This window comes from Treponema phagedenis (genome assembly GCF_008153345.1).
Taxonomy (GTDB): Bacteria; Spirochaetota; Spirochaetia; order Treponematales; family Treponemataceae; genus Treponema; species Treponema phagedenis.
In genome coordinates, this window is sequence record NZ_CP042818.1 from 3,292,867 (window position 1) to 3,314,346 (window position 21,480).

The window sequence follows — 21,480 nt, forward strand, 5'->3', positions numbered from 1 at the left end:
ATGGCAAAAGTTGAAGATATATCGATAAACACAATCATAGGTCCTGACTCGTTTATACACGGAGATGTCAATGTTCCCGGTTTTATTCGGGTAGATGGAGATATTGACGGCAGTATTAGTACAACCGGAAGAGTAATAATCGGTGAGAAAGCACGCATTCGCGGAAATATTGAAGCAAAGTCGGTTACAGTCGGCGGAATAGTACAGGGCGATATTATCGCTCCCGACAATGTTATCATTCTTTCTTCTGCGGTTATTATCGGAGCAGTCCTTACACAAAAAATTCGTATTGATGAAAATGTTTTGTTCAGCGGATTTTGTTTTGCAAAGCAAAATCGTGAAGCTTTTGATACAGCACTAAAAAATTATACTAACCAAAAAGCCCTACAAGCGTCCGGTTTAGCGCAAAAAAAATAAGGAGAATGGATGGCAAATAGAATCGATAATTCAAATTATACATCCTCACTTTCCGCTCATTTTCTTACTGCAGACGATATAAAACAAAAAAAAAACGAAAATAAAAAAACAGAAACAAAACAAAAATTAAGCTTTTTTCATTTACTTACTGATAACCAAGCTAAAGAAACTATTGTAAACCCTCAAGATGTTTTAAAAGATAAGACATACGAAGAAGCCATTATTTTTTTTCAAGATCAGGTACACTCCGCAGGAGATGCGTTAAAAGAATACCTTACGTTTGAAACAATTGCCGCGTACAAAAAAGCAGTTCAAAGCTTTGCGCAATTCGTTATAAAAAACAATTATACGGCAGAAACAAAAACCATTATCAAAATGAATAAAAAAACAGGAATGCCTGATACTATTCCCTTTACCAAAATAAAAGTTATTGATGAAAAATTGGATTCTTTTATTGCCGAACTTTTAACTAATCAAGCGGATCAGCTCAGGATTCTTCAAAAAACTGAAGAAATTTACGGATTGCTGATTGATTTAATTTCATAAGGATTATTATATGGAGTATATTCAAGACAATATAGATGATGAACTAAAAAATTTGGAAGATTCGGAAGATATTCAAGAAGATGATTCTGATGAGCCGAAAGAAACGTATGTATTTTCGGAACCCTTATATTTATTAAAACTCGACTATTCTCAAGAAACGTTTTACGCAACGAATCCGGAAACAAATATTGGAAGATCTGATTTTGTTATTGTTCCGACTCGTTACGGTGAAGATATAGCAAGAGTTATGGGAAGCGTAAAAAGCCCGATTAATTGTACCCCGCGCGATGTTGTGCAAATAATACGAAAGGCAACAGCGCATGATTTACAACGATTTGAAGAAAATAAAAAAAAGGAAGAAGAAGCAGAGCGTGTTTTTAAAGAGAAGGTTGAACTTCATCAATTTGAGATGAAATTTATCGGCTGCCACTATCTTTTGGAAGAGCCTAAACTGATTTTCTTTTTTAGTGCAGATACCAGAATTGATTTTAGAAAACTTGTAAGAGACCTTGTCTCTGTGTTTAGAGTAAGAATCGAACTTCGGCAAATCGGCGTAAGAGACGAATCAAGAATAACCGGAGGTTTGGGCAGTTGCGGCAGACCTTTTTGCTGTCACGCAATTAACGATAAATTTAAACCGGTTTCTATACGTATGGCAAAAGAGCAGGGGCTTTCTCTGAATTCTCTTAAAATATCCGGTCAATGCGGTCGGCTGCTTTGTTGCCTTGCATATGAGCATGACTGGTATAAAGAAGCAAAAAAGAACCTGCCCGAAGCGGGCGTCTCGTTTTATTATGATAATGCCATTTTTAAAATAATAGAAGTTAATCCTCTCACAGAAATAATAGTATTAGCCGGGGATGACGGTCGCGTTTTGAATATCCCGGCAAAACGACTGGAAAAAGAAAATGATAAATGGAGAATAAAAAATTAAATTTTCCTACATCTTTATTTTTTCTGTTGTTTTACCGATAATAAAGATGTATATTGCATATGTAATAGTTTTTTTAAACTACTTCATATATAGAGGTAGAAGAGGACAAAGATGAAAGATCTTGATTATTATAAATCTCAACCAAAGGCTGATACACACACACATCTAAACTTAAGCATGAGATATAAGCGATACAAAAAATGGTCAGGTATAACCATTCCGAATTTTCCCCGAAAAATGAAGGGACTTGATGAAATGCATGAAATTATCGCCGAATATACTCGTCCTCGTTGCAAAACAGCGCAGGATGTTCTTGATTTATTCATAATGTCAATTGAGGATGCAATTGAGGATAATGTTGTTGTCATGGAAACATCGGTTGATATTATGTTTATAAGACATTATCAGGAAGATTTAGATTTCCTCTTAAGTGATTTAACAAATTTAAAGAAAAAAAACAAGAAAAAAATTGACCTTCAATTTGAATTAGGTATTCCAAAAACACAAGATAGAAATTTTATTGCAAAATGGGCTGAACCGATGATGCAAAGCAAAGTTTTCAGCAATATTGACCTGTATGGTCCGGAAGTCTCCGAAGGCATTGAAGATTTTGTGTACCTGTTTAAGCTTGCCGAAAAATACGGGCTGAAAAAAAAGGCTCATGTAGGCGAATTTTCCGATGCAGAATCGGTGCAATACTTTGTAGAAACATTCAATCTTGATGAGGTTCAGCACGGAATAGGGGCAGCAAATGATGACTCCGTCCTTCAGTTTCTTGCTGATAGACAAATCCGCTGCAATGTTTGTCCGGCAAGCAACGTAATGCTCGGAGCGGTTAAAAGCTTGGAAACACATCCGATTAAAAAAATGATGGATGCGGGGGTTCCGATAGGTTTAGGAACAGATGACTTGCTCTTTTTTGGAAAAACAAACAGTGAGCAACTTTTTGATATGGTTTCCTGCGGACTGCTTACCGAATCGGATGCTGAAAAGATTCTTTCTGTTCGTTAACTGCTATCATTTTATTTATATATATTGAAATAACGTTCTGTAATTCATTCTCATTATACTAATCTGCGCATTAATAATAATGACTTGCGGATTTTCGGTATTCTTATGGTAAACTGCCACGGACAGCTGTGGTTTCACGCAGATAGGTTTGGTTTTGGCAAGGACGTCAAAATCAGAACCGTCTAAAGAAATAGTATTATCTGCTTGTTTATTTGCGGTTTTCGTTTTATATTTTGTTTTGCGAAGCTTTTGAGCGTCTCTTTTTTTTGTTTTGCGCATACGGTTTTGCCGTATAAAGGAGCGGTAAAAATTTTTAATGGAGTTTTATGTATGAAACGTACACAGCATGGTTTCTATATATTTTGTATTATAGTATTTGCGGGAACGCTGTTTCTGAGTTCTTGTAAAACCAAACCGCCTGCTGTTATTTCGGCTCCTGCTGAAATTGTAGAAATTGTAAAGGCGGAGATTCAAATTGCGGATAGGTTTCACATGTCGTATTGCGACCTTCCTTGCACGGTTTATTTTTCAGACGGCAGTGAGGAAAGTTTTACAACCGATGTGCGCGGAAAAATATATATTCCTATAAAAGCTGACGGCATAACGAAAGTGTCGTATAATTTTAAAAAGTATAAACGTAAAGAAGGGCGGTTGCTTGCAAAGAAGGATTTTAGCAATGTGAAGCTTCTGCAAATACCGCTTAATAGTGATATCCAGGATATTCCGCTTGATGTTCGTGCCGATGATCGCTGTTTAATTATTTTGAAAAACAGAGAATAGGCAGCCTTCGCTGTTAAAAGCAGCTGACTTATTATAAATCGTATTTTCCGCGATAGATGTTTTCATATAAAAAGCGTTTATCCTCTTCTTCTGCGGCAGTGAGACTGTAGCCGATAATTTCAACTTCGGGCAATTGCGTAATCGGTAGATAAAATTCAACCGATGCGGGGCTGACTGTAATATTGCGTTTTGGAAAGTGTAATCTGATGCTTTCAATTTGTTGTTTTTTTATTATCCTGCTGATTGTTTGCACTGATGCGGTAACCAGGCGGATATTATCGACAAATAAAAAAAGCATGCCTCTGTTTGTTTTTGCGGAAAAAAAAGATTGAGCGCTTTTTTCAAATTCTATTATTCGCAACAAGCTTGAAGCGGTGATTTTTTTTGCGGCATTCTTACGGAAGATGAGTTTTTTTACCGTTTCATTTAAACGTTTAGGATCGGAAAGAATCTCTTTTTGCGGAATAATATGATCGAGCGGCAATTCCGGGGCTGCAAAAGCTGAAAATTTAAGCGAAGTGTTTATATGTATTTCGGCAAAGGGAATATTATAGTCTGCAGTGCCCACATCATACTTATAAATTCGCTGAGCAAGGGAAAAAGACAGATATCTTTCTTTTTGCAAAGTATCGGTGTAAAAACAAAAACTTCTTTGCTTATGCGTAAAAATAACCGTAATGTTTTTTCCGAGTAAAAAAGGGATGCAGTTAAAATAAACAGTTTCGTTAATGATGCGGTATTGTTCTTTTTTAAGAACAAATAGCTCTGCTCCGCAGAGAATGGAAATTGGCGGAGTATCACGTTTAAATGTTTTTATAATATATTCTCTTTCAATTCTGTTGAGAGGCGTTTGCACGAAAGCCCCCTTTTACATCAAATTGAAAAAGTTTCCATACTCCTTGTGTTTGTGTTGCCGTAATTTCTACTAAATAATAACCGGTTTTGGCGGCATTTAACCGATATAATGCTATTGCGGAACCGTTTGCCTTCATTTGTGGTTTGCCGAAACATGCTGCGGTAATTTCCGGAAAACGTTCCATGCGATAATTGAACAAAGGCGATAAAAACGGTCTTGACTGTTCACAGAGGTTGGAATCAATTTTTTTCTGTAAAAAAGAGTTTTTCAGCTTTGAAAGAAATTGCAAAAGATCGGATGGAATCGCCTCGTAATCAATAAAATCTAAGCCTTCAAGATACGGGAAAATCTTTTCATCGGTGAAAGTGTCGGCGAAATCCGCTACGTCTGATTTTTTTTCCTCGGGGAGTGTGAAAGGCTCTGCAAGAGGTTTCGGGGCAATCTCTTTTGCATCAGTCCATATTATTGAATCAAAATATTCGCGCAGAGAAGCGCGTAACGTGTCCGGCTCCGCAGAAACTAAAAACGCCAAGGAAATTAATATCACAATAGAAAAGATGCTTTTCCTCATGCTGTATATATAGCACAGCTTGCCCGTCTGGACAAGGGAGAGATAAGAGACTACACTCAAAAAATATGAAAATAAATTCATTTGAACGTTTTTTTGATCAAAAAAACTTTTCAAAAGCGGTGCGCGATCCGCTTTGGCAACATATATGGTTTACGCCGGAGCTCTATGCTCTTACGCAAACAGAGGATTTTTTACGTCTTTACGCAATAAAGCAGCTAGGCCCTACGGAATTAGTGTATCCTGGTGCGAGCCATACTCGCGCAGTGCATAGTATCGGTGTGTATCATGTTGCAAAACGAATGGTACAGTCCTTGCTTAAAAACAATTCTTTGCATTGGATAACGCCGGAAGGGCTTTGCTCTTTTTTGGCCGCCGCTCTTTTACATGATTTAGGGCATTTTCCGTTCACACACTCATTAAAAGAGTTACGCTTAAAAGAGCACGAGCAGTTGACGGCGGAAAGCATTTTGCGTGATCCTTTGCAAACATTGGTCGAAAAAGCGGGGGCAGATCCAAAACAAACCGCCGCTATTATTGATGATACGCTGCCTGCAAATAATGAGACGGGATTTTTCAGAAATCTTCTTTCCGGCGTATTAGATCCCGATAAGCTTGATTATTTAAATCGGGATGCATACTATTGCGGGGTTCCATACGGTGTTCAGGATATTGATTTTATCTTTTCCGAATTGCGTGCCGATCAAAAAAACGGACTTTGTATAACTGAAAAAGCAATTATGTCGGTTGAAAACATATTGTTTTCAAAATACCTCATGTATAAGGCGGTGTACTGGCATAAAGATGTGCGGATTGCCACCGCAATGATGAAAAAAATGATTTACGCCGGGTTGCGGCAAAGTATATTTTCTCCTGAATCGTTGTATCATCAGGACGATAAGGGAATATTTAGCCTCATTGATAAAACGAATTTTCCTGAAAAAACGCTTGCCTATATGATGAAAAGCGGCAAGCTCTTTGAACAAGTTGCCGAAGTTTCTTTTGATCCGCAAAACATGCGCCACAAAGCTCTTGAAGATTTGGATTTTCGAGCAAAGGCGGAAGAAGAAATTGCCGATTTTCTTGGTGCAAAATATAAGTTGAGTCTGGAAGCGAAGGATGTTTTAATTGATATCCCTGAGAAAATTAGTTTTGAAAGTTTATTAAAAACGGAAAACGGTGATAATTTTGTAACAGTGTCGGTTTTTGACCATGCGACTATAGAAAAGTTTGTTTCTTCATTAAGAAAAATAAGAATTGCGCTTTTACCTGATGCCGTAAAAAAAATCGGGAAACTTCCCCTCGAAATGCTTGAGCAATGGATATAGGGAGTGTAGTATAGCGTTTTTTTTGCCAACTCGGCCTATGCTGCATGGAACTGCCGCCATCCGCAGCGGTTACCACAGGAATGCCGGAGCTGCAGGCAATTATTGCTGATGCTTCGATCAGCACAAATAAGTAAGTTAATTGCAGAACGCTACGTTGGCGGCATTTAATGTCGGCAGCAGCATAAAAAAAGCGGCTTCAATTACTTGAAACCGCTTTTTTCGATAATCAATTCAGCTTATTTTCCAACCCATACGCCGTGCAGGTTACAGAATTCATAGGCCTCTATGACCTTATCATCGGCAGTGATTGAAAACTCTACTTCCGGTTTACCGTCTATGGGCAATTCCTTAAACTGAAGCCCTTTTTCGGTTTTTAAGCAAACCCATGCAATATGATGCTCCGGTGTCATCGGATGCTCCGCTGATCCGATTTTTACCGTAACAGTTGTCCCATGCACTTCAATTACGGGCACGTGTTTTTCTTTTGCGGCATCAACGCTTCCGATTTTTACGGCGGCAAGCTTTTCTCCGCAACAGGAAACCTCGGCGTCCTTACAAGCGTCTAACGCGATAAATGTTCCGATGCCTTTATTGCACAGAAAAAAATCAATAGTTTTACTCATTGCATACTCCTTAAAATGACTCTATTTCAAGTCAAAATGATATTAACTCTTAATTTTAATATACTAAAAATAAACTCGATTGTAAAGCAAAAATCAAAAAATCGAAACTATTTTCAATAAAGCCTGAATATTAATTAAAACAAAGGAGGCTTACCGCTTTATTTAACGTATTTTATACGAATCGTAAAAAATTTATAAAAAAGAGTTCGACACAACGGTTTCATTTTGACTTCCGTGTCAAAATGAAACCTACGAGTTTTAAAGCTTTGCAAATTACTTTGCTTTAAAACATCGTTTCTGCGTGGAACCACGGGCGTCCGTGCCCGTTCTGATTTTTGCCGTCCGTGGCAAAATGAAACCTGCGAATTTTAAAGCTTCCTGTTATAAAAAGAGGTCGACACGGCGCAACGGTGAGCAATTTACCACAGGAATGTTTTATTCGGTAAGCTTTATTGTTGATACATTCTCGAATGTAAACTTAATTACAAAACGTTATCCTAGATACGGATACACAAAATCCATAAAACTTCTATTCGATGTTTCTATGCCCCAAGGATTTACACTTGAGGAAAAAAGATTTGCAGCTGACATAATTTGTTTTTCGGTTGGCATAATTTTACTATTGGCGGACGATAAGGGAACACGGTGTTTTTGAAAACATGTTATCTTAATCGTAAAAAAAATGTAACGAATTACTATGTCAATTATTTTTTTATATATACGTTTTTGTGTATCATGATTCACTTGTTTTCTTTTTTGTTTTGTGAGATACTAAAAGGCGTTAACATTAAGAAGTGTTTTGAATCCTTCTTAATAAAGGAGTTACTTATGAAAAAAATAATTGCTATGCTATTACTCGCGGGAGCAGTAATCTTTGCTGCGGTCTCGTGTAAATCGGCCCCGCCGCCCTCGCCGGAACCAAAGCCACAGCCTGTTGTGGAAAAAGAGCCGGAGCCGATCGCTGAGCCCGAACCAGAACCCGAGCCAGAACCTGTTGTGGAAGAACCTGCGGTATCGACAGAGGTAAATATGACAGCGTATATCGTTAAAAATGAAGACACCCTGTCTCAAATTGCAGAAAAATTTTACGGTTCAAGAGTTCGTGGTTATTATTTCCCGATAATAATGGCTTGCAGCCCGGGTGTGGTGAAACATCCTGACAGAATTTATCCGGGAATGAAAATTAATATTCCTAACTTTGATGAGTTTATGCAAAATTCGGAGTATGTTGGAAAAGGTTCTGCAGAATTTGATAAGGTTATTAACGTATATCGATCGGAAGGAAAGCCGGACGTTGCTACGTTCCTTCGAAATTTGCAGGAAAAGATGAAAGACGGTAATTTGGCAAAAATTCCGCGTTAATTCGCGAATTTCTACAGGGTTTGCGTAAAAACAACTGTTTTTAGCTTGACTCTTTTTTTTAAAAAAAGTAAAATGCCAGCCTGATTGAGTGTGTGCTTGTTAACATGCTCGGTGTTCTGAAGGGTTTCAACATCGCCGTAAAGTTGCTCGAACAGGCTGGTGTTTATGCTCACAGTGGTGGGCAAAAAGGTTCCTGCCGAAACTCTGGAGGATGCCAAACCAATCATCAAACTTAGTTTGATGGTGTTCAGGTGGATCCCGAAACCGCTCGAAAACCTATGGGTGGTAAAACTAAAAATGCGTTTAGGCATTTCATATCCCTATCTGATACACAATCACTATGTTTTTGGTTTTTCACTTTACGCTCGTATTGAGCTAAAGGTGACGATATGTCCTGCTGTTGTTTTAGCGGGAATTTACTACTTGCCTATTATCTTTTAGGAGGATTTACATGGCAAAGGAAAAGTTCGAAAGAACAAAAGTTCACATGAATGTTGGTACCATTGGGCACGTTGACCATGGTAAAACAACTCTTTCGGCAGCGATCACTACGTATTGTGCAAAAAAATATGGTGATAAGCTTCTAAAATATGATGAAATTGATAATGCTCCGGAAGAAAAGGCTCGCGGTATTACGATTAATACACGACATCTTGAGTACACGTCTGAGAAGCGCCATTATGCGCATATCGACTGTCCCGGTCACGCTGACTATGTTAAAAACATGATCACCGGTGCTGCTCAGATGGATGGCGGCGTGCTTGTTGTTTCCGCTCCCGATGGTGTTATGCCTCAGACAAAAGAGCATTTGCTTTTGGCTCGTCAGGTAGGTGTTCCGTCAATTATTGTTTTCTTGAACAAAGTTGATTTGGTGGATGATCCGGAACTTATTGAGCTTGTAGAAGAAGAAGTGCGTGATGCGCTTGAAAGCTACGGCTTCCCGCGCGATACCCCCTTAATAAAGGGTTCCGCTTTTAAGGCTCTGGCGGAAGGTGCGACTCCTGAAGATACAGCATGTATTGAAGAGTTGCTTACTACTATGGATACTTACTTCAAGGATCCTGTACGTGATGATGCAAAGCCGTTCTTGATGCCTATTGAGGATATCTTTACAATTTCCGGACGAGGAACTGTTGTAACAGGTCGTATCGAACGCGGTGTTATTAAGCTTAACGAAGAGGTTGAGATTGTCGGTATTCGTCCTACAAAGAAAACCGTTGTTACCGGGATCGAAATGTTTAACAAGCTTTTGGATCAAGGTATTGCTGGTGATAACGTCGGCTTGTTGCTTCGTGGTGTTGATAAGAAAGAAGTTGAGCGCGGGCAGGTTCTTGCAAAGCCGGGCACAATTCTCCCTCACACTAAATTTGAGGCTCAAATTTATGTTCTTTCTAAAGAAGAGGGTGGCCGCCATAGCCCGTTCCTTTCAGGGTATCGGCCTCAGTTCTACTTTAGAACCACCGATATTACCGGAACAATTCAGCTCCCTGATGGTGTTGAAATGGTTAAACCTGGTGATAATACAAAGATTATAGGTGAGCTCATTCACCCGATCGCTATGGATAAAGGTCTTAAACTTGCTATCCGAGAAGGTGGACGAACTATTGCTTCAGGACAGGTAACTGAAATTCTGGGGTAGTACACAGAGATGAAATGCGGCTGTGCTTTTCAGTGCAGCCGTTTGTTTCTGTATGGAGGAAACATGGCTAAAGAAAAGATTCGCGTAAGGCTTCGCGGATTTGATGTTGATCTTGTTGATCAAAGCTCAAAGGCGATTGTGCAAGCTGTTCAAAAGGCAGAGGCAAAGGTTTCAGGGCCTATCCCGCTTCCTACAAGGGTGAATAAGTTTACTGTTCTTCGCTCTCCCCACGTTAATAAAAAATCGAGAGAGCAGTTTGAAATGAGAACGCACAAGCGATTGATTGATATTATTGAGCCCACGCAGGATGTGATGAATGCTCTGATGGGGTTGGAGCTTTCTGCAGGGGTTGATGTAGAGATTAAACAGTAAGAATCAGGTAGACGGCCCTAAATCAGGGGGTGCGTACCGAGGAGTTGATAATGGTTGGACTGATTGGAAAAAAAATAGGCATGACGCAGGTGTTTAACGAGCAGGGGCATTTAATGCCTGTTACTGTTATTCAGGTTGAGCCGAACACTGTTGTTGCCTTGAAAGATGAAGAAAAATTCGGCTATTCCGCTGTTGTGCTCGGTTTAGGCGAAATGAAAGAAAAGCATACGGCAAAACCGTATGCGGGACAGTTTGCGGATATGAAACCGGTGAAATTACTGAAAGAATTTCGCGGTTTTGATAAAGAGGTTTCCGTTGGCGAAAAAATCGGTGTTGAGATTCTGGATACTACCCGTTATCTTGATGTAACTGCGGTTTCGAAAGGAAAAGGGTTTCAGGGTGTTGTTAAACGCTGGGGTTTTGGCGGCGGTCGAGCTTCTCACGGTTCAAAATTTCACAGAGAGGCCGGTTCTACCGGTCAGTGCACAAGCCCGGGGCGATCATTTAAAAACGTGAAAATGCCTGGCCGGATGGGTGCAGAAAAAGTAACTGTGCAAAATTTACGGATTGAAAAGATTGATCCTGAGGTGGGTGTTGTTATGGTTCGCGGTTCCGTTCCGGGGAAAAAAGATGCAACCGTATTTTTAAAATCCGCAGTAAAGCGCGAAAAATAACGGCAGGAGTATACGATGGAAAAAAAGGTTTATTCAGTCGATGGCAAAGAATTGCGGACGATTAATCTCGATGATGCCGTTTTCGGTCTTCCTGTCAATGAAGATGTTATTTACTATGCGGTGAATAATGAGCTGGCGAACAATCGTGTCGGTACTGCCTGTACAAAAGGGCGCGCCGAAGTAAATGGCTCTAATGCAAAGCCGTATCGGCAGAAGGGTACCGGAAGGGCAAGACGCGGTGATAAAAAATCTCCGATTTTGGTCGGTGGTGGGACTATTTTTGGGCCCAAGCCGCGCGATTATAGTTATGTAATGCCTAAAAAGGCAAAGCGTCTGGCTATGAAGTCTCTTTTGAGTATGAAAGCGCAAGACGATCGACTTACGGTAGTTGAGGATTTTACAATCGAAAGCGGAAAAACAAAAGATCTGGCAAAAATTTTAAGCAATTTTGCGGAGAGAGAGCGAACCGTTCTCATTCTTCATGATGATGATCCTATGTTAAAACGAGCAGGTAAGAATATCCCGCGGCTTTCGTTTTTATCATATAACAGATTGCGTGCGCATGACTTGTTTTATGGACGAAAAGTGTTGATATTGGAGTCTGCGGTTAAAAAGCTTTCTGATTTTTATAATTCGGAGGATGCTGAATAATGGAACATAATGATATTATTATAGCACCTGTGCTGACCGAAAAGTCAAGTAGTTTACGAGAAGAAGGGAAATATGTTTTTAGGGTTGATTCTCGAGCTACAAAGATTCAGATTAAGGAAGCAGTAGCAAAACTTTTTAATGTCAAAGTTGAAAAGTGTACTGTTATGAATGTTGAAGGAAAAATGCGCCGAGTTCGTTATCGTGCCGGAAAAACTTCAGGATGGAAGAAGGCTATTGTAAAACTGGCCGCCGGTCAATCGATAAAGATATTTGAAGGTGCTTAAGCAAAGAGTATCTGCTTGAAGGAGTAAAACATGGCTCTTAAAGTATATAAGCCTATAACACCGGGACTAAGAGGACGCATTGACATCCGCCGAGATGAAATTACCGCACAGAAGCCGGAAAAAAGCCTTACTCAGGGAAAGGCTTCAAAAGCGGGGCGTGATAGTAACGGCAGGATTTCGGTACGTCATCAAGGTGGCGGGCATAAAAAAAAGTATCGCATAATAGATTTTAAGCGAAATAAATTCGGTATTCCGGGTACTGTCAGAACAATAGAATATGACCCGAATCGCAGTGCAAACATCGCTTTAATTTTTTATGCCGATGGTGAAAAACGGTATATTCTCGCTCCTAAAGGATTGCAAGTTGGGCAAAAAGTTGTAAGCGGTGAGAACGCTTCTTTAGATATTGCCAATGCGCTTCCGTTGGAGGTTATTCCGGTAGGATTTACCGTGCATAATGTTGAACTCAAAATCGGTCGGGGAGGGCAAATGGCTCGCTCTGCCGGGGCTTCTGTTCTAATTGCGGCAAAAGAGGGTGATTATGTTACCATCAAACTGCCTTCCGGGGAAACGCGGATGGTGCATAAAAAATGCTATGCGACAATCGGTGAAGTTGGAAATGGGGATCATATGAATACGGCTCTTGGAAAAGCGGGTCGTGCTCGTTGGAGAGGTATACGGCCTACCGTTCGCGGTATGTCTATGAACCCAGTTGATCACCCGCTCGGAGGCGGTGAGGGCAGGGGTAAAGGACGTAACCCCGTAACGCCTTGGGGTCAGCCGTGTAAGGGATTTAAGACTCGTAAAAAGCGTAACCCTTCCGACAAGTTTATAGTGTCGAAGCGGAAGTAGGAGTAATAAATGTCAAGATCTGTTAAAAAAGGACCATTTGTAGAAAAGAGTCTTTATAAAAAGGTTGTTGAGATGAACAAGACGGGGGATCAAAAATCAAAGCGAATGGTTAAAACCTACTCCCGATGTTCCACAATTATACCTGAAATGGTTGGGTTTACGATTTCCGTATACAATGGTAAATCATGGATTCCTGTATACATAACCGAAGAATTTGTCGGGCATAAACTCGGAGAGTTCTCTCCGACGCGAATATTTCGCGGGCATGGCGGTTCTGATAAAAAAGTTGGAAGGTAGGTGAAAAATGGCTGAAAAAACAGGATATAAAGCGGTATCCAAATTCCTTATAGCATCCCCTACCAAGGTGCGACCGGTTGCGAATGTTGTAAAACGGAAGTCATATACCGATGCAATGGCAATTTTGGAAAACATGCCCCAAAAGGGGGCGCGCTTGATTTCAAAAACTATGAAATCCGCCGCCTCAAATGCTTTAGATATCAATAAAGAGCTTGATGAAGACATGCTCATTATAAAAGACATTCAAATTGATGAAGGGCCGCGGTTAAAGAGACTGTGGTGCCGTGGGCGTGGGCGCGCTGACGTGCAATTGAAAAGAATGTGTCATATTACCGTTGTGGTAGAAGAAAAGGCGGGAGCATAAGATATGGGACAAAAAGTTAATCCGATAGGTTTAAGACTGGGAATCAACAAGACATGGTCTTCACGCTGGTATGCCGATCCGCGTGAGTATGCGGATACGCTACATGAAGACTTAAGGATTAGAAAAATAATCCAAGAGCTTCCTGAAGCTAAAAACGCCGACATTGCTTGTGTTGACATTATTCGGCATCCGCAAAGAATAACAATTATGATTCATACCGCGCGCCCCGGCGTAATAATCGGTGTGAAAGGGGCGACGATAGAAAAAATAGGTGCTGACATTCAGAAGAAGCTTGATAAGAAGGTACAGATTAAAATTAAAGAAATTAAGCGCGCGGAGCTTAATGCCTCTTTGGTAGCACAGAATGTTGCCCGCCAGCTTGCAGGTCGTGCTTCTTTCAGAAAAGCATTAAAACAGGCGTGTTTTAATACCATGAAAGCAGGTGCGCAAGGTGTAAAAATAAGAGTGTCGGGGCGCTTGGGTGGGGCTGAGATGTCTCGGACGGAAGAAATGAAGGAGGGTAGAACTCCTTTGCATACGCTGCGCGCCGACATTGATTATGGCTTTGCTGAAGCTCATACAACCTATGGTAAAATCGGCGTAAAGGTTTGGCTTTATGCCGGAATGATGTATGGAAATGAACAAAAAGAAGATGCTGGTTCTTTGTTACGAAAGCAGCGAAAAGAATGCTCCGATCGCCCGCAAAGACGCGAACGAAGACCCAACAGGAAGGAGTTAAACAATGGCTCTGAGTCCTAAAAGAGTAAAATACAGAAAGATTCAGCGCGGAAGAGTTAAGGGAAATGCTACACGCGGTAATAAAATTGATTTTGGTGATTATGCGCTTGTATCCCTTGAGCCCTTTTGGCTGACAAACAGACAGTTGGAAGCTGCCCGTGTGGCTTTAAACAGAAAGATTAGACGTGGCGGTAAGTTATGGATAAGAGTTTTCCCTGACAAGCCTTACACCAAAAAACCTGCTGAAACCCGTATGGGTAAGGGAAAAGGTGCGCCCGAGTACTGGGTTGCCGTTGTAAAACCGGGGACGATTATTTTTGAGCTTGCCGGAATTGAGCGAACGCTTGCGGAAGAGGCAATGTTGCTTGCCGGCAGTAAACTTCCGTTTAAAACGCGCTTTGCGGAACATCCGCGTGAAGCATAAGGGTGATATGCTATGAAAAAACCTAACTACAAGGACATGTCTTATGCAGAGCTTCTTGCAAAGCGTAAGGACTTAAAACAAAAGTATATGGATTTACGGTTTCAGCTTGTTGTTGGCCATGTGGATAACAAATTGCTGAAAAGAACAATGCGTCGCGAAATAGCGACAATCAACACATTCCTTCGTCAAAAAGAGTTGGCGGGAGAAGTAAAGTAGGAGCAGGCCCGTGGAACAGAATGTTGAAAAAAAGAAAACCGGGAACCGCGAGTTTGTTGGAATTGTAACAAGCGATAAAATGGATAAAACCATTACCGTGCAAGTTACAACCAAGAAACTTCATAAGCTGTATAAAAAGTATTTGTCGCGAAGCAAAAAATACAAAGCACACGATGAAGAAAATACAGCTAAATATGGAGATACTGTGCGGATTATGGAAAGTCGTCCTTTAAGCAAAGACAAATGCTGGCGACTTGTTGAAATTGTTGAGCGAGCTAAGTAAGAGGAGGCTTCGTATACTATGGTTCAAATGCAGTCAAGATTAAACGTTGCCGATAACTCCGGAGCAAAGCTTGTTGAGTGTATCAAAGTAATCGGCGGATCGCATCGAAGATATGCCGGAATTGGTGATATTATTGTTGTGGCGGTTAAGGACACACTCCCCACATCTACAGTAAAAAAAGGTTCCGTAGAGAAAGCGGTGATTGTCCGTGTTTCCAAAGAATATCGCCGCCTTGACGGTACTTATATCCGCTTTGATGATAATGCCTGTGTTCTTATTGATGCAAATAAGAACCCCAAGGGAAAGCGAATTTTTGGACCGGTTGCTCGAGAACTTCGAGATGTCGGGTTTATGAAAATCGTATCGTTGGCCCCTGAAGTTCTTTAGGAGAGTGAAATGGCTAATAAAATTAAGATCAAAAAGAATGATACGGTAGAAGTTATCGCGGGGAAAGATAAAGGCAAAAGAGGTATGGTTCTCCGAGTGCTTCCATCCTCTAATCGAGTGATCGTGCAGGGCTTAAATATGCAAAAAAAAGCAATGCGGAGAAAAAGTCAGCAGGATAGAGGCGGAATTATGGAAATTGAAACTCCTATTCACGTTTCTAACGTCATGATCGTCGGGAAAAACGGACCTACTCGTATCGGATATAAAATGGAAGGCGATAAAAAAATAAGAATATGTCGTAAAACTGGAGAGGCGTTGTAATGAGTAATTATGTACCTCGGCTTAAGAAAGTCTATACAGAAAATATAGCCCCTGCATTAGTAGAAGAATTCGGTTACACAACAATAATGCAAGTGCCGAAGCTCAAAAAAATCGTTTTAAGCATGGGTGTTGGTGAAGCTCTCACGAATAAGAAACTTCTTGATGCCGCAGTGACGGATCTCGGTATTATTACCGGACAGAAGGCTGTGAAAACAAAGGCAAAAAAGAGTATCGCAAACTTTAAACTTCGTGAGGGAAACGAAATTGGTGCGATGGTAACATTGCGCGGCTCAAGAATGTATGAATTTCTTGATCGTTTTATAAATGTTGCTTTGCCTCGAGTTAAGGATTTTCGCGGTGTAAATCCGAACGGTTTTGACGGTCGCGGAAATTATTCAATGGGAGTTACCGAACAAATAATTTTTCCTGAAATTGATTTTGATAAAATCGAAAGAATTGCCGGATTAAATATCACAATGGTTACTTCCGCTCAAACAGACCAAGAGGCCCGCAGCCTTCTTGGAAAGTTTGGTATGCCCTTTAGAAAATAAGAGAGGTTTTCATGGCAAAAACATCATTAATAAATAAGGCAAATAGAACCCCTAAGTTTTCTACACGCAAATATAATCGATGTAGAGTATGCGGTAGACCTCGCGGGTATATGAGAAAATTTGAAATGTGCCGTATCTGTTTTAGAAAATTAGCCAGTGAAGGTCAGATACCAGGCGTTACAAAATCAAGTTGGTAGGAGGTAAAAGATGAGTGTTTCAGATCCGGTTGCAGATATGCTGACAAAAATTCGTAATGCAGCGACAGCAGGACATGAGAAAGTAGATGTGCCTTCTTCAAAACTTAAGCTTGAGATTGTAAAAATATTAAAAACGGAAGGCTATATTAGGAATTTTAAGAAAATTGCCGAAGACGGTACGAACAATATTCGGGTATTCTTAAAATATGATGATAATGAAGTTTCGGTAATTCAAGGGATTGAAAAATTATCAACTCCCGGTCGAAGAGTGTATTCGGGATATAAAACATTACCGCGCGTATATAATGGCTATGGGACATTAATCGTTTCAACTTCATTGGGTGTAACAACAGGTAAGCGTGCCGCTGAACAACAGGTAGGCGGAGAGCTGATCTGTAAGGTTTGGTAGGAGGTAAAAAATGTCAAAGGTCGGAAAACTTCCTGTGGTAATTCCTGCAGGTGTAAAGGTATCCGTTTCTCCTACCGCTTTTACCGTGGAGGGGCCAAAAGGGAAGCTTACACAGGACTATCTTCCTTTAGTCGATATTAAAGTTGAAGGTGCGGAGGCGCTTGTTACCAGAAAGAATGATACAAAAGAAGCTCGTTCTTGTCACGGCTTATATCGAAAGCTTTTAAGCAACATGGTTGCGGGAGTAACAAACGGTTTTTCAAAAACGCTTATAATTAACGGCGTAGGATACCGTGCGGAAGTAAAGGATAAAATATTGGTTATGGCTCTCGGTTATTCAAATGATTTCAGCGTTCTTATTCCTGAAGGAATAGAGGTAAAAGTTGAAAGTCCCGGAAAAATTGTAGTTTCCGGAATAAGCAAAGAGCGTGTTGGTGAGTTCGCGGCACAAATTCGCAAACTTCGGCTTCCTGAACCTTATAAAGGAAAGGGAATACGATATGACGATGAAGTTATTGTGCGCAAAGTCGGTAAATCCGGGGTTAAATAAGGGTTAAGCGATATGATTAGAAAACAAAATGATAAAAACAGAAAACGAATGAAGCGTAAGATCCATATCCGAAAAAGGATTCACGGAACAGCAGAGCGTCCTCGAATGTCTGTTTTCCGCAGTAATAAAAATATTTCGGTACAGGTTATTGATGATGATAAAGGCTGCACATTGGTTTCCGTATCCACGTTGGAAAAAGATCTTGCTTCTTTAAAAGTGAATATTGCATCCGGTGAAAAAGTCGGTGAAGAGATTGGAAAACGGCTCAAAGAGAAAAACATCGACACTGTTGTTTTTGACAGAAACGGCTTTTTATATCACGGCGTAGTAGCGGCTGTTGCCGACGGTGCCCGCAAAGCGGGAATTAATTTCTAGGGAGTGGGTATGGATCGTCAAAAAGATTTCGGCAAAGGCCGACAGAATGAAAAAGAATTTATAGAAAAACTGATTAAGCTCAACCGTACTGCAAAAGTTGTAAAAGGCGGACGCAGATTTTCTTTTTCCGCTCTTACAGTTGTAGGTGATCAAAAAGGTCGGGTTGGATACGGATTCGGCAAAGCAAATGATGTAAGCGAGGCAATTAGAAAAAGTCTTGAAAAAGCAAAACACAATATGGTTGTGTTTCCTCTTAAAGACGGAACAATTCCTCATGAAGTGCAGGGAAAATTTAAAGGTTCTTCAGTTTTGCTACGTCCCGCATGTTCAGGTACCGGAATTATTGCAGGCGGTACTATTCGTGCCATCATGGAAGCGGCAGGAGCTACTAATGTGCTTTCAAAATCATTAGGCTCAAACTCTGCAGTAAATGTGGTGCGGGCAACCTTTGAAGCCGCCTCTCAGCTGATGGATGCGAAAACTGCCGCTAAAAATAGAGGCAAAAGCCTTGCGGAATTTTGGGGGTAGAGCATGGGAAAAAAAATTAGTATTAAACTTATACGAAGTACAATAGGCCAGCGGGTGCATGTATGTAAAACTGTACGCTCGCTCGGTTTGGGTAAGTTGAATTCAGTGGTGGAAAAAGAAGCGAACCCTGCTATTTTAGGGATGGTTCGCACTGTTTCTCACCTTGTTGAGGTAAAGGAGTTGAACTAATGTCTGATTTTAATTTAACAGCTCCCTATGGTGCCAATAAAAAAAAGCGGATTGTAGGTCGCGGTTCTTCTTCGGGGCGCGGAACTACCGCTGGAAGGGGAAATAAGGGACAAAAAGCCCGATCCGGAGGTAAAAGCTATATCGGCTTTGAAGGCGGACAGATGCCTCTGTATAGGCGTGTTGCAAAAAAAGGATTTACAAATTTTCCGTTTAAGAAAGAGTATGTAATTCTGAATGTAGATGCGCTTGAGCAAAAGTATACAGACGGTGAAGTTGTGGATAAAGAGAGTCTTATTTTAAAAAGACTGATTAAAAACACACGAGAATCTGTAAAGCTTCTTGGCAATGGAGAGTTAACCAAAAAACTTACAGTAAATGTTGATAAGATTTCTGCTTCAGCGAAGGAGAAAATAGAAAAAGCCGGCGGTTCCATCGTTCAGGCACAAGAATAAAATAGGCGGTAAGGGGCATGAAAAATAATGCTTTAATAGCAATGTTTAGAATACGAGAACTACGAGAAAGAATTCTTTTTACCTTAGGGGTGCTTGTAGTTTTCCGTTTGGGTTCAGTACTCACCATCCCCGGTATTGATCCTCACGCTTTATCCGCTTATTTTAAGTCGCAAGTTCGCGGAAATGCCTTTGTTGATTATATGGATTTCTTTGTCGGCGGTGCATTTTCAAATTTTTCCGTGTTTATGCTTGGGGTTATGCCCTATATTTCAACACAGATTTTAATGCAGCTGGCGATGGTAATTTTCCCGAGTTTAAAGAAAATCGCGGAAGATGACGGAGGCCGGAGAAAGATTCAACTGTGGACGCGTGTTATAACCGTGTTTGTTTGTTTGATTCAATCTTCTGCGGTAACAGTATATGCAGGACAAATACCGGGGGCAATTGTTATTCAAAACAGAGCCTTGTATTTGTTTATTACAATGATTACCGTTACGTCAGGAAGTATGATTACGCTTTGGCTTGGAGAGCAAATTACCGCCCGCGGAATTGGCAACGGTATTTCCATGATAATCTTTGCCGGCATTGTAGCACGTCTTCCGCATGCACTTTCGGAAGTATGGCGGCTTCAACGGCTGGGTGAATTGAATCTTGTATTTGTGATTATCGTATTCTGTATGTTTGTTGGTATTGTTGTACTTGTTATATATGAGCAGCAAGGACAGCGAAAAATCCCTGTGCATTACGCAAAACGAGTTGTCGGACGCAAAATGTACGGCGGACAGAGTACTTATATTCCGTTTAAAATTAACCCTTCGGGAGTAATTCCTATTATTTTTGCATCTTCGTTTTTAACTTTTCCTTTGCAAATAGCAACAAGTATAGGACCGAATGTACGTTGGCTTAACAGTCTCGCGCAGTTTTTACGCCCGCATGGTTGGTGGTATAATATTTTCTATGTGATTTTAATTATTTTCTTTGCGTATTTTTATACGCAGGTAACCTTAAATCCTACAGAAATTGCAAAACAAATACGTGAAAATGGCGGATCAATCCCCGGCATCAGAACGGATAAAACCGAAGAGTATCTACAGAGAATTCTTAACCGATTGGTTCTTCCTGGATCTCTGTATTTAGCGGCGATTGCCGTATTGCCGACGGTTATTCAAACGCTTTTCGGGTTTCCGCCTTCAATTTCCATGTTAATGGGAGGAACCTCTTTGCTCATTTTGGTTGGAGTGGATCTTGATACAATGAGTCAAATCGAAGCACAGCTGAAGATGCATCATCATGAAGGTTTAGTGAAGAGGGGAAGACTCAGGTCAAGGAACCTATAGAAAGGCTTTTACGTAAAAGGCAATTAGCTTTTACAAGGAGATAGCAAATGAAAGTAAGAACAAGTGTAAAACCTATTTGTGATAAGTGTAAAATCATTAAGCGAAATGGAATTATTCGCATTATCTGCACTAATCCAAAACATAAACAGCGCCAAGGATAATGGAGGAAACTGAAAGATGGCTCGTATAGCGGGAGTCGACCTCCCTAATAAACACGTTAATATTGCATTAACCTATATTTATGGTATTTCTCATTCGTCCGCTAAGACTATTTGTGAAAAAGCAAAAATAGATCCAGGCAGAATGATGAATGATCTCGATCAAGATGAACTGGCGGTTATCCGCAGTATTCTTGAAAAAGATTATAAAGTGGAAGGACGCTTAAGAACCGAAGTTGCTTTAAATATTAAGAGACTTATGGATATAGGTTGTTATCGGGGACTAAGACATAGAAAAGGGCTTCCTGTCCGCGGACAAAGAACAAGAACGAATGCTCGTACACGCAAGGGTAAGAAAAAGACTGTTGCGGGTAAGAAGAAGTAAGATAACTGGAGGATTAACGTGGCTACCGTAAAAAAACGGAAAGAAAAGAAAAGTGTATATGAAGGAAATGTATATATTCAGGCAACCTTTAATAATACCATAATAACAATTACTGACCTGAAAGGAAATGCGCTTTCTTGGGCATCGTCGGGCGGGCTCGGTTTTAATGGGGCAAAAAAATCTACTCCGTTTGCCGCACAGACGGTGGCGGAGACCGCAATACAAAAGGCACAACAGTATGGATTGCGCGAAGTGCATGTTTTTGTAAAAGGTCCCGGTGTCGGTCGTGAATCGGCAATAAGAACATTAGGAGTAATGGGGTTAAAAGTGCGCTCAATAAGCGACGTAACTCCTATTCCTCATAACGGATGTCGCCCGCGTAAGACCCGTCGTGTCTAATTATTCTAATAGAAAGGAGTTGG

At 40.6% G+C, this 21,480-nt stretch carries 38 protein-coding genes; 33 read left to right on the forward strand and 5 right to left on the reverse strand.

What is annotated here, in order from left to right; translation table 11 throughout:
* The 4 genes from FUT79_RS14500 to FUT79_RS14515 all read left to right on the forward strand — a co-directional run bounded on the left by FUT79_RS14500 (position 1) and on the right by FUT79_RS14515 (position 2,908).
* Positions 1-417 (forward strand): bactofilin family protein, encoded by a 417-nt coding sequence (locus FUT79_RS14500; RefSeq protein ID WP_002700920.1) that lies wholly within the window; start codon positions 1-3, stop codon positions 415-417.
* Positions 418-426: 9 nt separating this feature from the next.
* The gene (locus FUT79_RS14505; RefSeq protein WP_024752681.1) at positions 427-963 is read left to right on the forward strand and encodes a YaaR family protein; all 537 of its coding nucleotides are present in this window, start codon (positions 427-429) and stop codon (positions 961-963) included.
* Between the two features lie 10 nt (positions 964-973).
* A complete protein-coding gene (gene ricT / locus FUT79_RS14510; RefSeq protein WP_024752680.1) occupies positions 974-1,897 on the forward strand; it encodes a regulatory iron-sulfur-containing complex subunit RicT in 924 nt (307 codons plus the stop codon).
* 111 nt (positions 1,898-2,008) lie between these two features.
* Complete coding sequence (locus tag FUT79_RS14515) at positions 2,009-2,908, forward strand: adenosine deaminase (protein ID WP_002700914.1); 900 nt, start codon at positions 2,009-2,011, stop codon at positions 2,906-2,908.
* A 15-nt stretch (positions 2,909-2,923) separates the two neighbouring features.
* On the opposite strand, the gene FUT79_RS14520 is transcribed toward FUT79_RS14515, so the two are convergent.
* Complete coding sequence (locus FUT79_RS14520) at positions 2,924-3,187, reverse strand: hypothetical protein (RefSeq protein WP_148879305.1); 264 nt, start codon at positions 3,185-3,187, stop codon at positions 2,924-2,926.
* 51 nt (positions 3,188-3,238) lie between these two features.
* On the opposite strand from FUT79_RS14520, the gene FUT79_RS14525 reads away from it, so the two are divergent.
* Entirely contained in the window at positions 3,239-3,688 is a 450-nt protein-coding gene (locus tag FUT79_RS14525; protein ID WP_002700913.1) for a hypothetical protein, read from the forward strand.
* A 31-nt stretch (positions 3,689-3,719) separates the two neighbouring features.
* Here the strand turns inward: FUT79_RS14525 and FUT79_RS14530 are convergent, their stop codons facing one another.
* Together FUT79_RS14530 and FUT79_RS14535 are read right to left on the reverse strand one after the other, a co-directional pair.
* Positions 3,720-4,544, reverse strand: a complete 825-nt coding sequence (locus tag FUT79_RS14530) for a hypothetical protein (RefSeq protein WP_024752678.1) — start codon at positions 4,542-4,544, stop codon at positions 3,720-3,722.
* Positions 4,519-5,091: a hypothetical protein gene (locus FUT79_RS14535; protein ID WP_024752677.1), complete on the reverse strand. Its 573-nt coding sequence runs from the start codon at positions 5,089-5,091 to the stop codon at positions 4,519-4,521. The genes FUT79_RS14530 and FUT79_RS14535 overlap by 26 nt, the downstream gene beginning before the upstream one ends.
* An 89-nt stretch (positions 5,092-5,180) precedes the next feature.
* On the opposite strand from FUT79_RS14535, the gene FUT79_RS14540 reads away from it, so the two are divergent.
* Positions 5,181-6,440, forward strand: coding sequence for an HD domain-containing protein (locus FUT79_RS14540; protein ID WP_002700909.1), 1,260 nt, complete (start codon positions 5,181-5,183; stop codon positions 6,438-6,440).
* A gap of 236 nt (positions 6,441-6,676) precedes the next feature.
* Here FUT79_RS14540 and FUT79_RS14545 read toward each other — a convergent pair whose 3' ends face one another.
* Positions 6,677-7,063: a desulfoferrodoxin family protein gene (locus FUT79_RS14545; protein ID WP_024752676.1), complete on the reverse strand. Its 387-nt coding sequence runs from the start codon at positions 7,061-7,063 to the stop codon at positions 6,677-6,679.
* 828 nt (positions 7,064-7,891) lie between these two features.
* Here FUT79_RS14545 and FUT79_RS14550 point away from each other — a divergent pair.
* The gene (locus tag FUT79_RS14550) at positions 7,892-8,425 is read left to right on the forward strand and encodes a LysM peptidoglycan-binding domain-containing protein (RefSeq protein WP_024752675.1); all 534 of its coding nucleotides are present in this window, start codon (positions 7,892-7,894) and stop codon (positions 8,423-8,425) included.
* Between the two features lie 11 nt (positions 8,426-8,436).
* Here FUT79_RS14550 and FUT79_RS14555 read toward each other — a convergent pair whose 3' ends face one another.
* Entirely contained in the window at positions 8,437-8,736 is a 300-nt protein-coding gene (locus FUT79_RS14555) for a hypothetical protein (protein ID WP_148879303.1), read from the reverse strand.
* 140 nt (positions 8,737-8,876) lie between these two features.
* Here FUT79_RS14555 and tuf point away from each other — a divergent pair, with 140 nt between their 5' ends.
* From tuf to rpsK, 26 genes are all read left to right on the forward strand, one after another.
* Positions 8,877-10,064, forward strand: coding sequence for an elongation factor Tu (gene tuf, locus FUT79_RS14560; RefSeq protein WP_024752674.1), 1,188 nt, complete (start codon positions 8,877-8,879; stop codon positions 10,062-10,064).
* A 63-nt stretch (positions 10,065-10,127) separates the two neighbouring features.
* Positions 10,128-10,436: a 30S ribosomal protein S10 gene (gene rpsJ, locus FUT79_RS14565; RefSeq protein WP_024752673.1), complete on the forward strand. Its 309-nt coding sequence runs from the start codon at positions 10,128-10,130 to the stop codon at positions 10,434-10,436.
* Positions 10,437-10,486: 50 nt separating this feature from the next.
* Positions 10,487-11,110 carry a 50S ribosomal protein L3 gene (gene rplC, locus FUT79_RS14570; protein ID WP_024752672.1) on the forward strand — a complete coding sequence of 208 codons (624 nt, stop codon included), beginning with the start codon at positions 10,487-10,489 and terminating at the stop codon, positions 11,108-11,110.
* Between the two features lie 15 nt (positions 11,111-11,125).
* Complete coding sequence (gene rplD, locus FUT79_RS14575; RefSeq protein ID WP_024752671.1) at positions 11,126-11,761, forward strand: 50S ribosomal protein L4; 636 nt, start codon at positions 11,126-11,128, stop codon at positions 11,759-11,761.
* The gene (locus FUT79_RS14580) at positions 11,761-12,045 is read left to right on the forward strand and encodes a 50S ribosomal protein L23 (protein WP_002700888.1); all 285 of its coding nucleotides are present in this window, start codon (positions 11,761-11,763) and stop codon (positions 12,043-12,045) included. Before rplD ends, FUT79_RS14580 begins: the two co-directional genes overlap by 1 nt.
* 30 nt (positions 12,046-12,075) lie before the next feature.
* Positions 12,076-12,897 (forward strand): 50S ribosomal protein L2, encoded by an 822-nt coding sequence (gene rplB / locus FUT79_RS14585; protein ID WP_002700885.1) that lies wholly within the window; start codon positions 12,076-12,078, stop codon positions 12,895-12,897.
* 9 nt (positions 12,898-12,906) lie between these two features.
* Positions 12,907-13,194 carry a 30S ribosomal protein S19 gene (gene rpsS / locus FUT79_RS14590; RefSeq protein ID WP_024752669.1) on the forward strand — a complete coding sequence of 96 codons (288 nt, stop codon included), beginning with the start codon at positions 12,907-12,909 and terminating at the stop codon, positions 13,192-13,194.
* 7 nt (positions 13,195-13,201) lie between these two features.
* Positions 13,202-13,558, forward strand: a complete 357-nt coding sequence (gene rplV / locus FUT79_RS14595) for a 50S ribosomal protein L22 (RefSeq protein ID WP_002700881.1) — start codon at positions 13,202-13,204, stop codon at positions 13,556-13,558.
* A gap of 3 nt (positions 13,559-13,561) precedes the next feature.
* Positions 13,562-14,317 carry a 30S ribosomal protein S3 gene (rpsC, locus tag FUT79_RS14600; protein ID WP_024752668.1) on the forward strand — a complete coding sequence of 252 codons (756 nt, stop codon included), beginning with the start codon at positions 13,562-13,564 and terminating at the stop codon, positions 14,315-14,317.
* Positions 14,301-14,720, forward strand: a complete 420-nt coding sequence (rplP, locus tag FUT79_RS14605; protein WP_002700879.1) for a 50S ribosomal protein L16 — start codon at positions 14,301-14,303, stop codon at positions 14,718-14,720. Before rpsC ends, rplP begins: the two co-directional genes overlap by 17 nt.
* Positions 14,721-14,732: 12 nt before the next feature.
* On the forward strand, positions 14,733-14,936 hold the full coding sequence (gene rpmC, locus FUT79_RS14610; RefSeq protein ID WP_002700878.1) for a 50S ribosomal protein L29: 204 nt from the start codon (positions 14,733-14,735) through the stop codon (positions 14,934-14,936).
* 10 nt (positions 14,937-14,946) lie between these two features.
* Positions 14,947-15,219, forward strand: coding sequence for a 30S ribosomal protein S17 (gene rpsQ, locus FUT79_RS14615; RefSeq protein WP_002700877.1), 273 nt, complete (start codon positions 14,947-14,949; stop codon positions 15,217-15,219).
* An 18-nt stretch (positions 15,220-15,237) separates the two neighbouring features.
* Positions 15,238-15,606, forward strand: coding sequence for a 50S ribosomal protein L14 (rplN, locus tag FUT79_RS14620; RefSeq protein WP_002700876.1), 369 nt, complete (start codon positions 15,238-15,240; stop codon positions 15,604-15,606).
* Positions 15,607-15,615: 9 nt separating this feature from the next.
* The gene (gene rplX / locus FUT79_RS14625; RefSeq protein ID WP_002700875.1) at positions 15,616-15,927 is read left to right on the forward strand and encodes a 50S ribosomal protein L24; all 312 of its coding nucleotides are present in this window, start codon (positions 15,616-15,618) and stop codon (positions 15,925-15,927) included.
* A complete protein-coding gene (rplE, locus tag FUT79_RS14630; protein WP_002700872.1) occupies positions 15,927-16,478 on the forward strand; it encodes a 50S ribosomal protein L5 in 552 nt (183 codons plus the stop codon). Before rplX ends, rplE begins: the two co-directional genes overlap by 1 nt.
* Before the next feature lie 11 nt (positions 16,479-16,489).
* Positions 16,490-16,675 (forward strand): type Z 30S ribosomal protein S14, encoded by a 186-nt coding sequence (locus FUT79_RS14635; RefSeq protein ID WP_081718749.1) that lies wholly within the window; start codon positions 16,490-16,492, stop codon positions 16,673-16,675.
* A gap of 10 nt (positions 16,676-16,685) precedes the next feature.
* Positions 16,686-17,084, forward strand: coding sequence for a 30S ribosomal protein S8 (gene rpsH, locus FUT79_RS14640; RefSeq protein WP_002700870.1), 399 nt, complete (start codon positions 16,686-16,688; stop codon positions 17,082-17,084).
* Between the two features lie 10 nt (positions 17,085-17,094).
* Complete coding sequence (gene rplF / locus FUT79_RS14645; RefSeq protein WP_002700869.1) at positions 17,095-17,634, forward strand: 50S ribosomal protein L6; 540 nt, start codon at positions 17,095-17,097, stop codon at positions 17,632-17,634.
* Between the two features lie 12 nt (positions 17,635-17,646).
* A complete protein-coding gene (rplR, locus tag FUT79_RS14650) occupies positions 17,647-18,009 on the forward strand; it encodes a 50S ribosomal protein L18 (protein ID WP_002700867.1) in 363 nt (120 codons plus the stop codon).
* Positions 18,010-18,018: 9 nt separating this feature from the next.
* Positions 18,019-18,537: a 30S ribosomal protein S5 gene (gene rpsE, locus FUT79_RS14655; protein ID WP_044635047.1), complete on the forward strand. Its 519-nt coding sequence runs from the start codon at positions 18,019-18,021 to the stop codon at positions 18,535-18,537.
* 3 nt (positions 18,538-18,540) lie between these two features.
* Complete coding sequence (rpmD, locus tag FUT79_RS14660; RefSeq protein ID WP_002700863.1) at positions 18,541-18,726, forward strand: 50S ribosomal protein L30; 186 nt, start codon at positions 18,541-18,543, stop codon at positions 18,724-18,726.
* Complete coding sequence (rplO, locus tag FUT79_RS14665) at positions 18,726-19,178, forward strand: 50S ribosomal protein L15 (RefSeq protein WP_002700860.1); 453 nt, start codon at positions 18,726-18,728, stop codon at positions 19,176-19,178. The genes rpmD and rplO overlap by 1 nt, the downstream gene beginning before the upstream one ends.
* A 17-nt stretch (positions 19,179-19,195) precedes the next feature.
* The gene (gene secY / locus FUT79_RS14670) at positions 19,196-20,515 is read left to right on the forward strand and encodes a preprotein translocase subunit SecY (RefSeq protein WP_024752667.1); all 1,320 of its coding nucleotides are present in this window, start codon (positions 19,196-19,198) and stop codon (positions 20,513-20,515) included.
* A gap of 47 nt (positions 20,516-20,562) precedes the next feature.
* Entirely contained in the window at positions 20,563-20,676 is a 114-nt protein-coding gene (rpmJ, locus tag FUT79_RS14675) for a 50S ribosomal protein L36 (RefSeq protein ID WP_002700855.1), read from the forward strand.
* Positions 20,677-20,692: 16 nt separating this feature from the next.
* On the forward strand, positions 20,693-21,058 hold the full coding sequence (gene rpsM, locus FUT79_RS14680) for a 30S ribosomal protein S13 (RefSeq protein ID WP_002700853.1): 366 nt from the start codon (positions 20,693-20,695) through the stop codon (positions 21,056-21,058).
* Positions 21,059-21,076: 18 nt separating this feature from the next.
* Complete coding sequence (gene rpsK, locus FUT79_RS14685) at positions 21,077-21,457, forward strand: 30S ribosomal protein S11 (RefSeq protein WP_002700850.1); 381 nt, start codon at positions 21,077-21,079, stop codon at positions 21,455-21,457.
* The last annotated feature ends 23 nt before the right edge of the window (positions 21,458-21,480 follow it).

Coding starts and splice junctions, on each gene's coding strand:
- FUT79_RS14545 (WP_024752676.1), bottom strand. CDS start 7,063: ATGAGTAAAACTATTGATTTTTTTCTGTGCAATAAAGGCATCGGAACA.
- rpsS (WP_024752669.1), top strand. CDS start 12,907: ATGTCAAGATCTGTTAAAAAAGGACCATTTGTAGAAAAGAGTCTTTAT.
- FUT79_RS14500 (WP_002700920.1), top strand. CDS start 1: ATGGCAAAAGTTGAAGATATATCGATAAACACAATCATAGGTCCTGAC.
- rpmD (WP_002700863.1), top strand. CDS start 18,541: ATGGGAAAAAAAATTAGTATTAAACTTATACGAAGTACAATAGGCCAG.
- FUT79_RS14580 (WP_002700888.1), top strand. CDS start 11,761: ATGGAACATAATGATATTATTATAGCACCTGTGCTGACCGAAAAGTCA.
- rplD (WP_024752671.1), top strand. CDS start 11,126: ATGGAAAAAAAGGTTTATTCAGTCGATGGCAAAGAATTGCGGACGATT.
- secY (WP_024752667.1), top strand. CDS start 19,196: ATGAAAAATAATGCTTTAATAGCAATGTTTAGAATACGAGAACTACGA.
- tuf (WP_024752674.1), top strand. CDS start 8,877: ATGGCAAAGGAAAAGTTCGAAAGAACAAAAGTTCACATGAATGTTGGT.
- rpsM (WP_002700853.1), top strand. CDS start 20,693: ATGGCTCGTATAGCGGGAGTCGACCTCCCTAATAAACACGTTAATATT.
- rpmJ (WP_002700855.1), top strand. CDS start 20,563: ATGAAAGTAAGAACAAGTGTAAAACCTATTTGTGATAAGTGTAAAATC.
- FUT79_RS14540 (WP_002700909.1), top strand. CDS start 5,181: ATGAAAATAAATTCATTTGAACGTTTTTTTGATCAAAAAAACTTTTCA.
- rpsH (WP_002700870.1), top strand. CDS start 16,686: ATGAGTGTTTCAGATCCGGTTGCAGATATGCTGACAAAAATTCGTAAT.
- rplF (WP_002700869.1), top strand. CDS start 17,095: ATGTCAAAGGTCGGAAAACTTCCTGTGGTAATTCCTGCAGGTGTAAAG.
- FUT79_RS14505 (WP_024752681.1), top strand. CDS start 427: ATGGCAAATAGAATCGATAATTCAAATTATACATCCTCACTTTCCGCT.
- FUT79_RS14555 (WP_148879303.1), bottom strand. CDS start 8,736: ATGCCTAAACGCATTTTTAGTTTTACCACCCATAGGTTTTCGAGCGGT.
- rplC (WP_024752672.1), top strand. CDS start 10,487: ATGGTTGGACTGATTGGAAAAAAAATAGGCATGACGCAGGTGTTTAAC.
- rplX (WP_002700875.1), top strand. CDS start 15,616: ATGGCTAATAAAATTAAGATCAAAAAGAATGATACGGTAGAAGTTATC.
- rplN (WP_002700876.1), top strand. CDS start 15,238: ATGGTTCAAATGCAGTCAAGATTAAACGTTGCCGATAACTCCGGAGCA.
- rplP (WP_002700879.1), top strand. CDS start 14,301: ATGGCTCTGAGTCCTAAAAGAGTAAAATACAGAAAGATTCAGCGCGGA.
- FUT79_RS14520 (WP_148879305.1), bottom strand. CDS start 3,187: ATGCGCAAAACAAAAAAAAGAGACGCTCAAAAGCTTCGCAAAACAAAA.
- rplB (WP_002700885.1), top strand. CDS start 12,076: ATGGCTCTTAAAGTATATAAGCCTATAACACCGGGACTAAGAGGACGC.
- rpsC (WP_024752668.1), top strand. CDS start 13,562: ATGGGACAAAAAGTTAATCCGATAGGTTTAAGACTGGGAATCAACAAG.
- rplE (WP_002700872.1), top strand. CDS start 15,927: ATGAGTAATTATGTACCTCGGCTTAAGAAAGTCTATACAGAAAATATA.
- rplO (WP_002700860.1), top strand. CDS start 18,726: ATGTCTGATTTTAATTTAACAGCTCCCTATGGTGCCAATAAAAAAAAG.
- rpsJ (WP_024752673.1), top strand. CDS start 10,128: ATGGCTAAAGAAAAGATTCGCGTAAGGCTTCGCGGATTTGATGTTGAT.
- FUT79_RS14515 (WP_002700914.1), top strand. CDS start 2,009: ATGAAAGATCTTGATTATTATAAATCTCAACCAAAGGCTGATACACAC.
- rplR (WP_002700867.1), top strand. CDS start 17,647: ATGATTAGAAAACAAAATGATAAAAACAGAAAACGAATGAAGCGTAAG.
- FUT79_RS14635 (WP_081718749.1), top strand. CDS start 16,490: ATGGCAAAAACATCATTAATAAATAAGGCAAATAGAACCCCTAAGTTT.
- rpmC (WP_002700878.1), top strand. CDS start 14,733: ATGAAAAAACCTAACTACAAGGACATGTCTTATGCAGAGCTTCTTGCA.
- rpsE (WP_044635047.1), top strand. CDS start 18,019: ATGGATCGTCAAAAAGATTTCGGCAAAGGCCGACAGAATGAAAAAGAA.
- FUT79_RS14550 (WP_024752675.1), top strand. CDS start 7,892: ATGAAAAAAATAATTGCTATGCTATTACTCGCGGGAGCAGTAATCTTT.
- FUT79_RS14525 (WP_002700913.1), top strand. CDS start 3,239: ATGAAACGTACACAGCATGGTTTCTATATATTTTGTATTATAGTATTT.
- ricT (WP_024752680.1), top strand. CDS start 974: ATGGAGTATATTCAAGACAATATAGATGATGAACTAAAAAATTTGGAA.
- rplV (WP_002700881.1), top strand. CDS start 13,202: ATGGCTGAAAAAACAGGATATAAAGCGGTATCCAAATTCCTTATAGCA.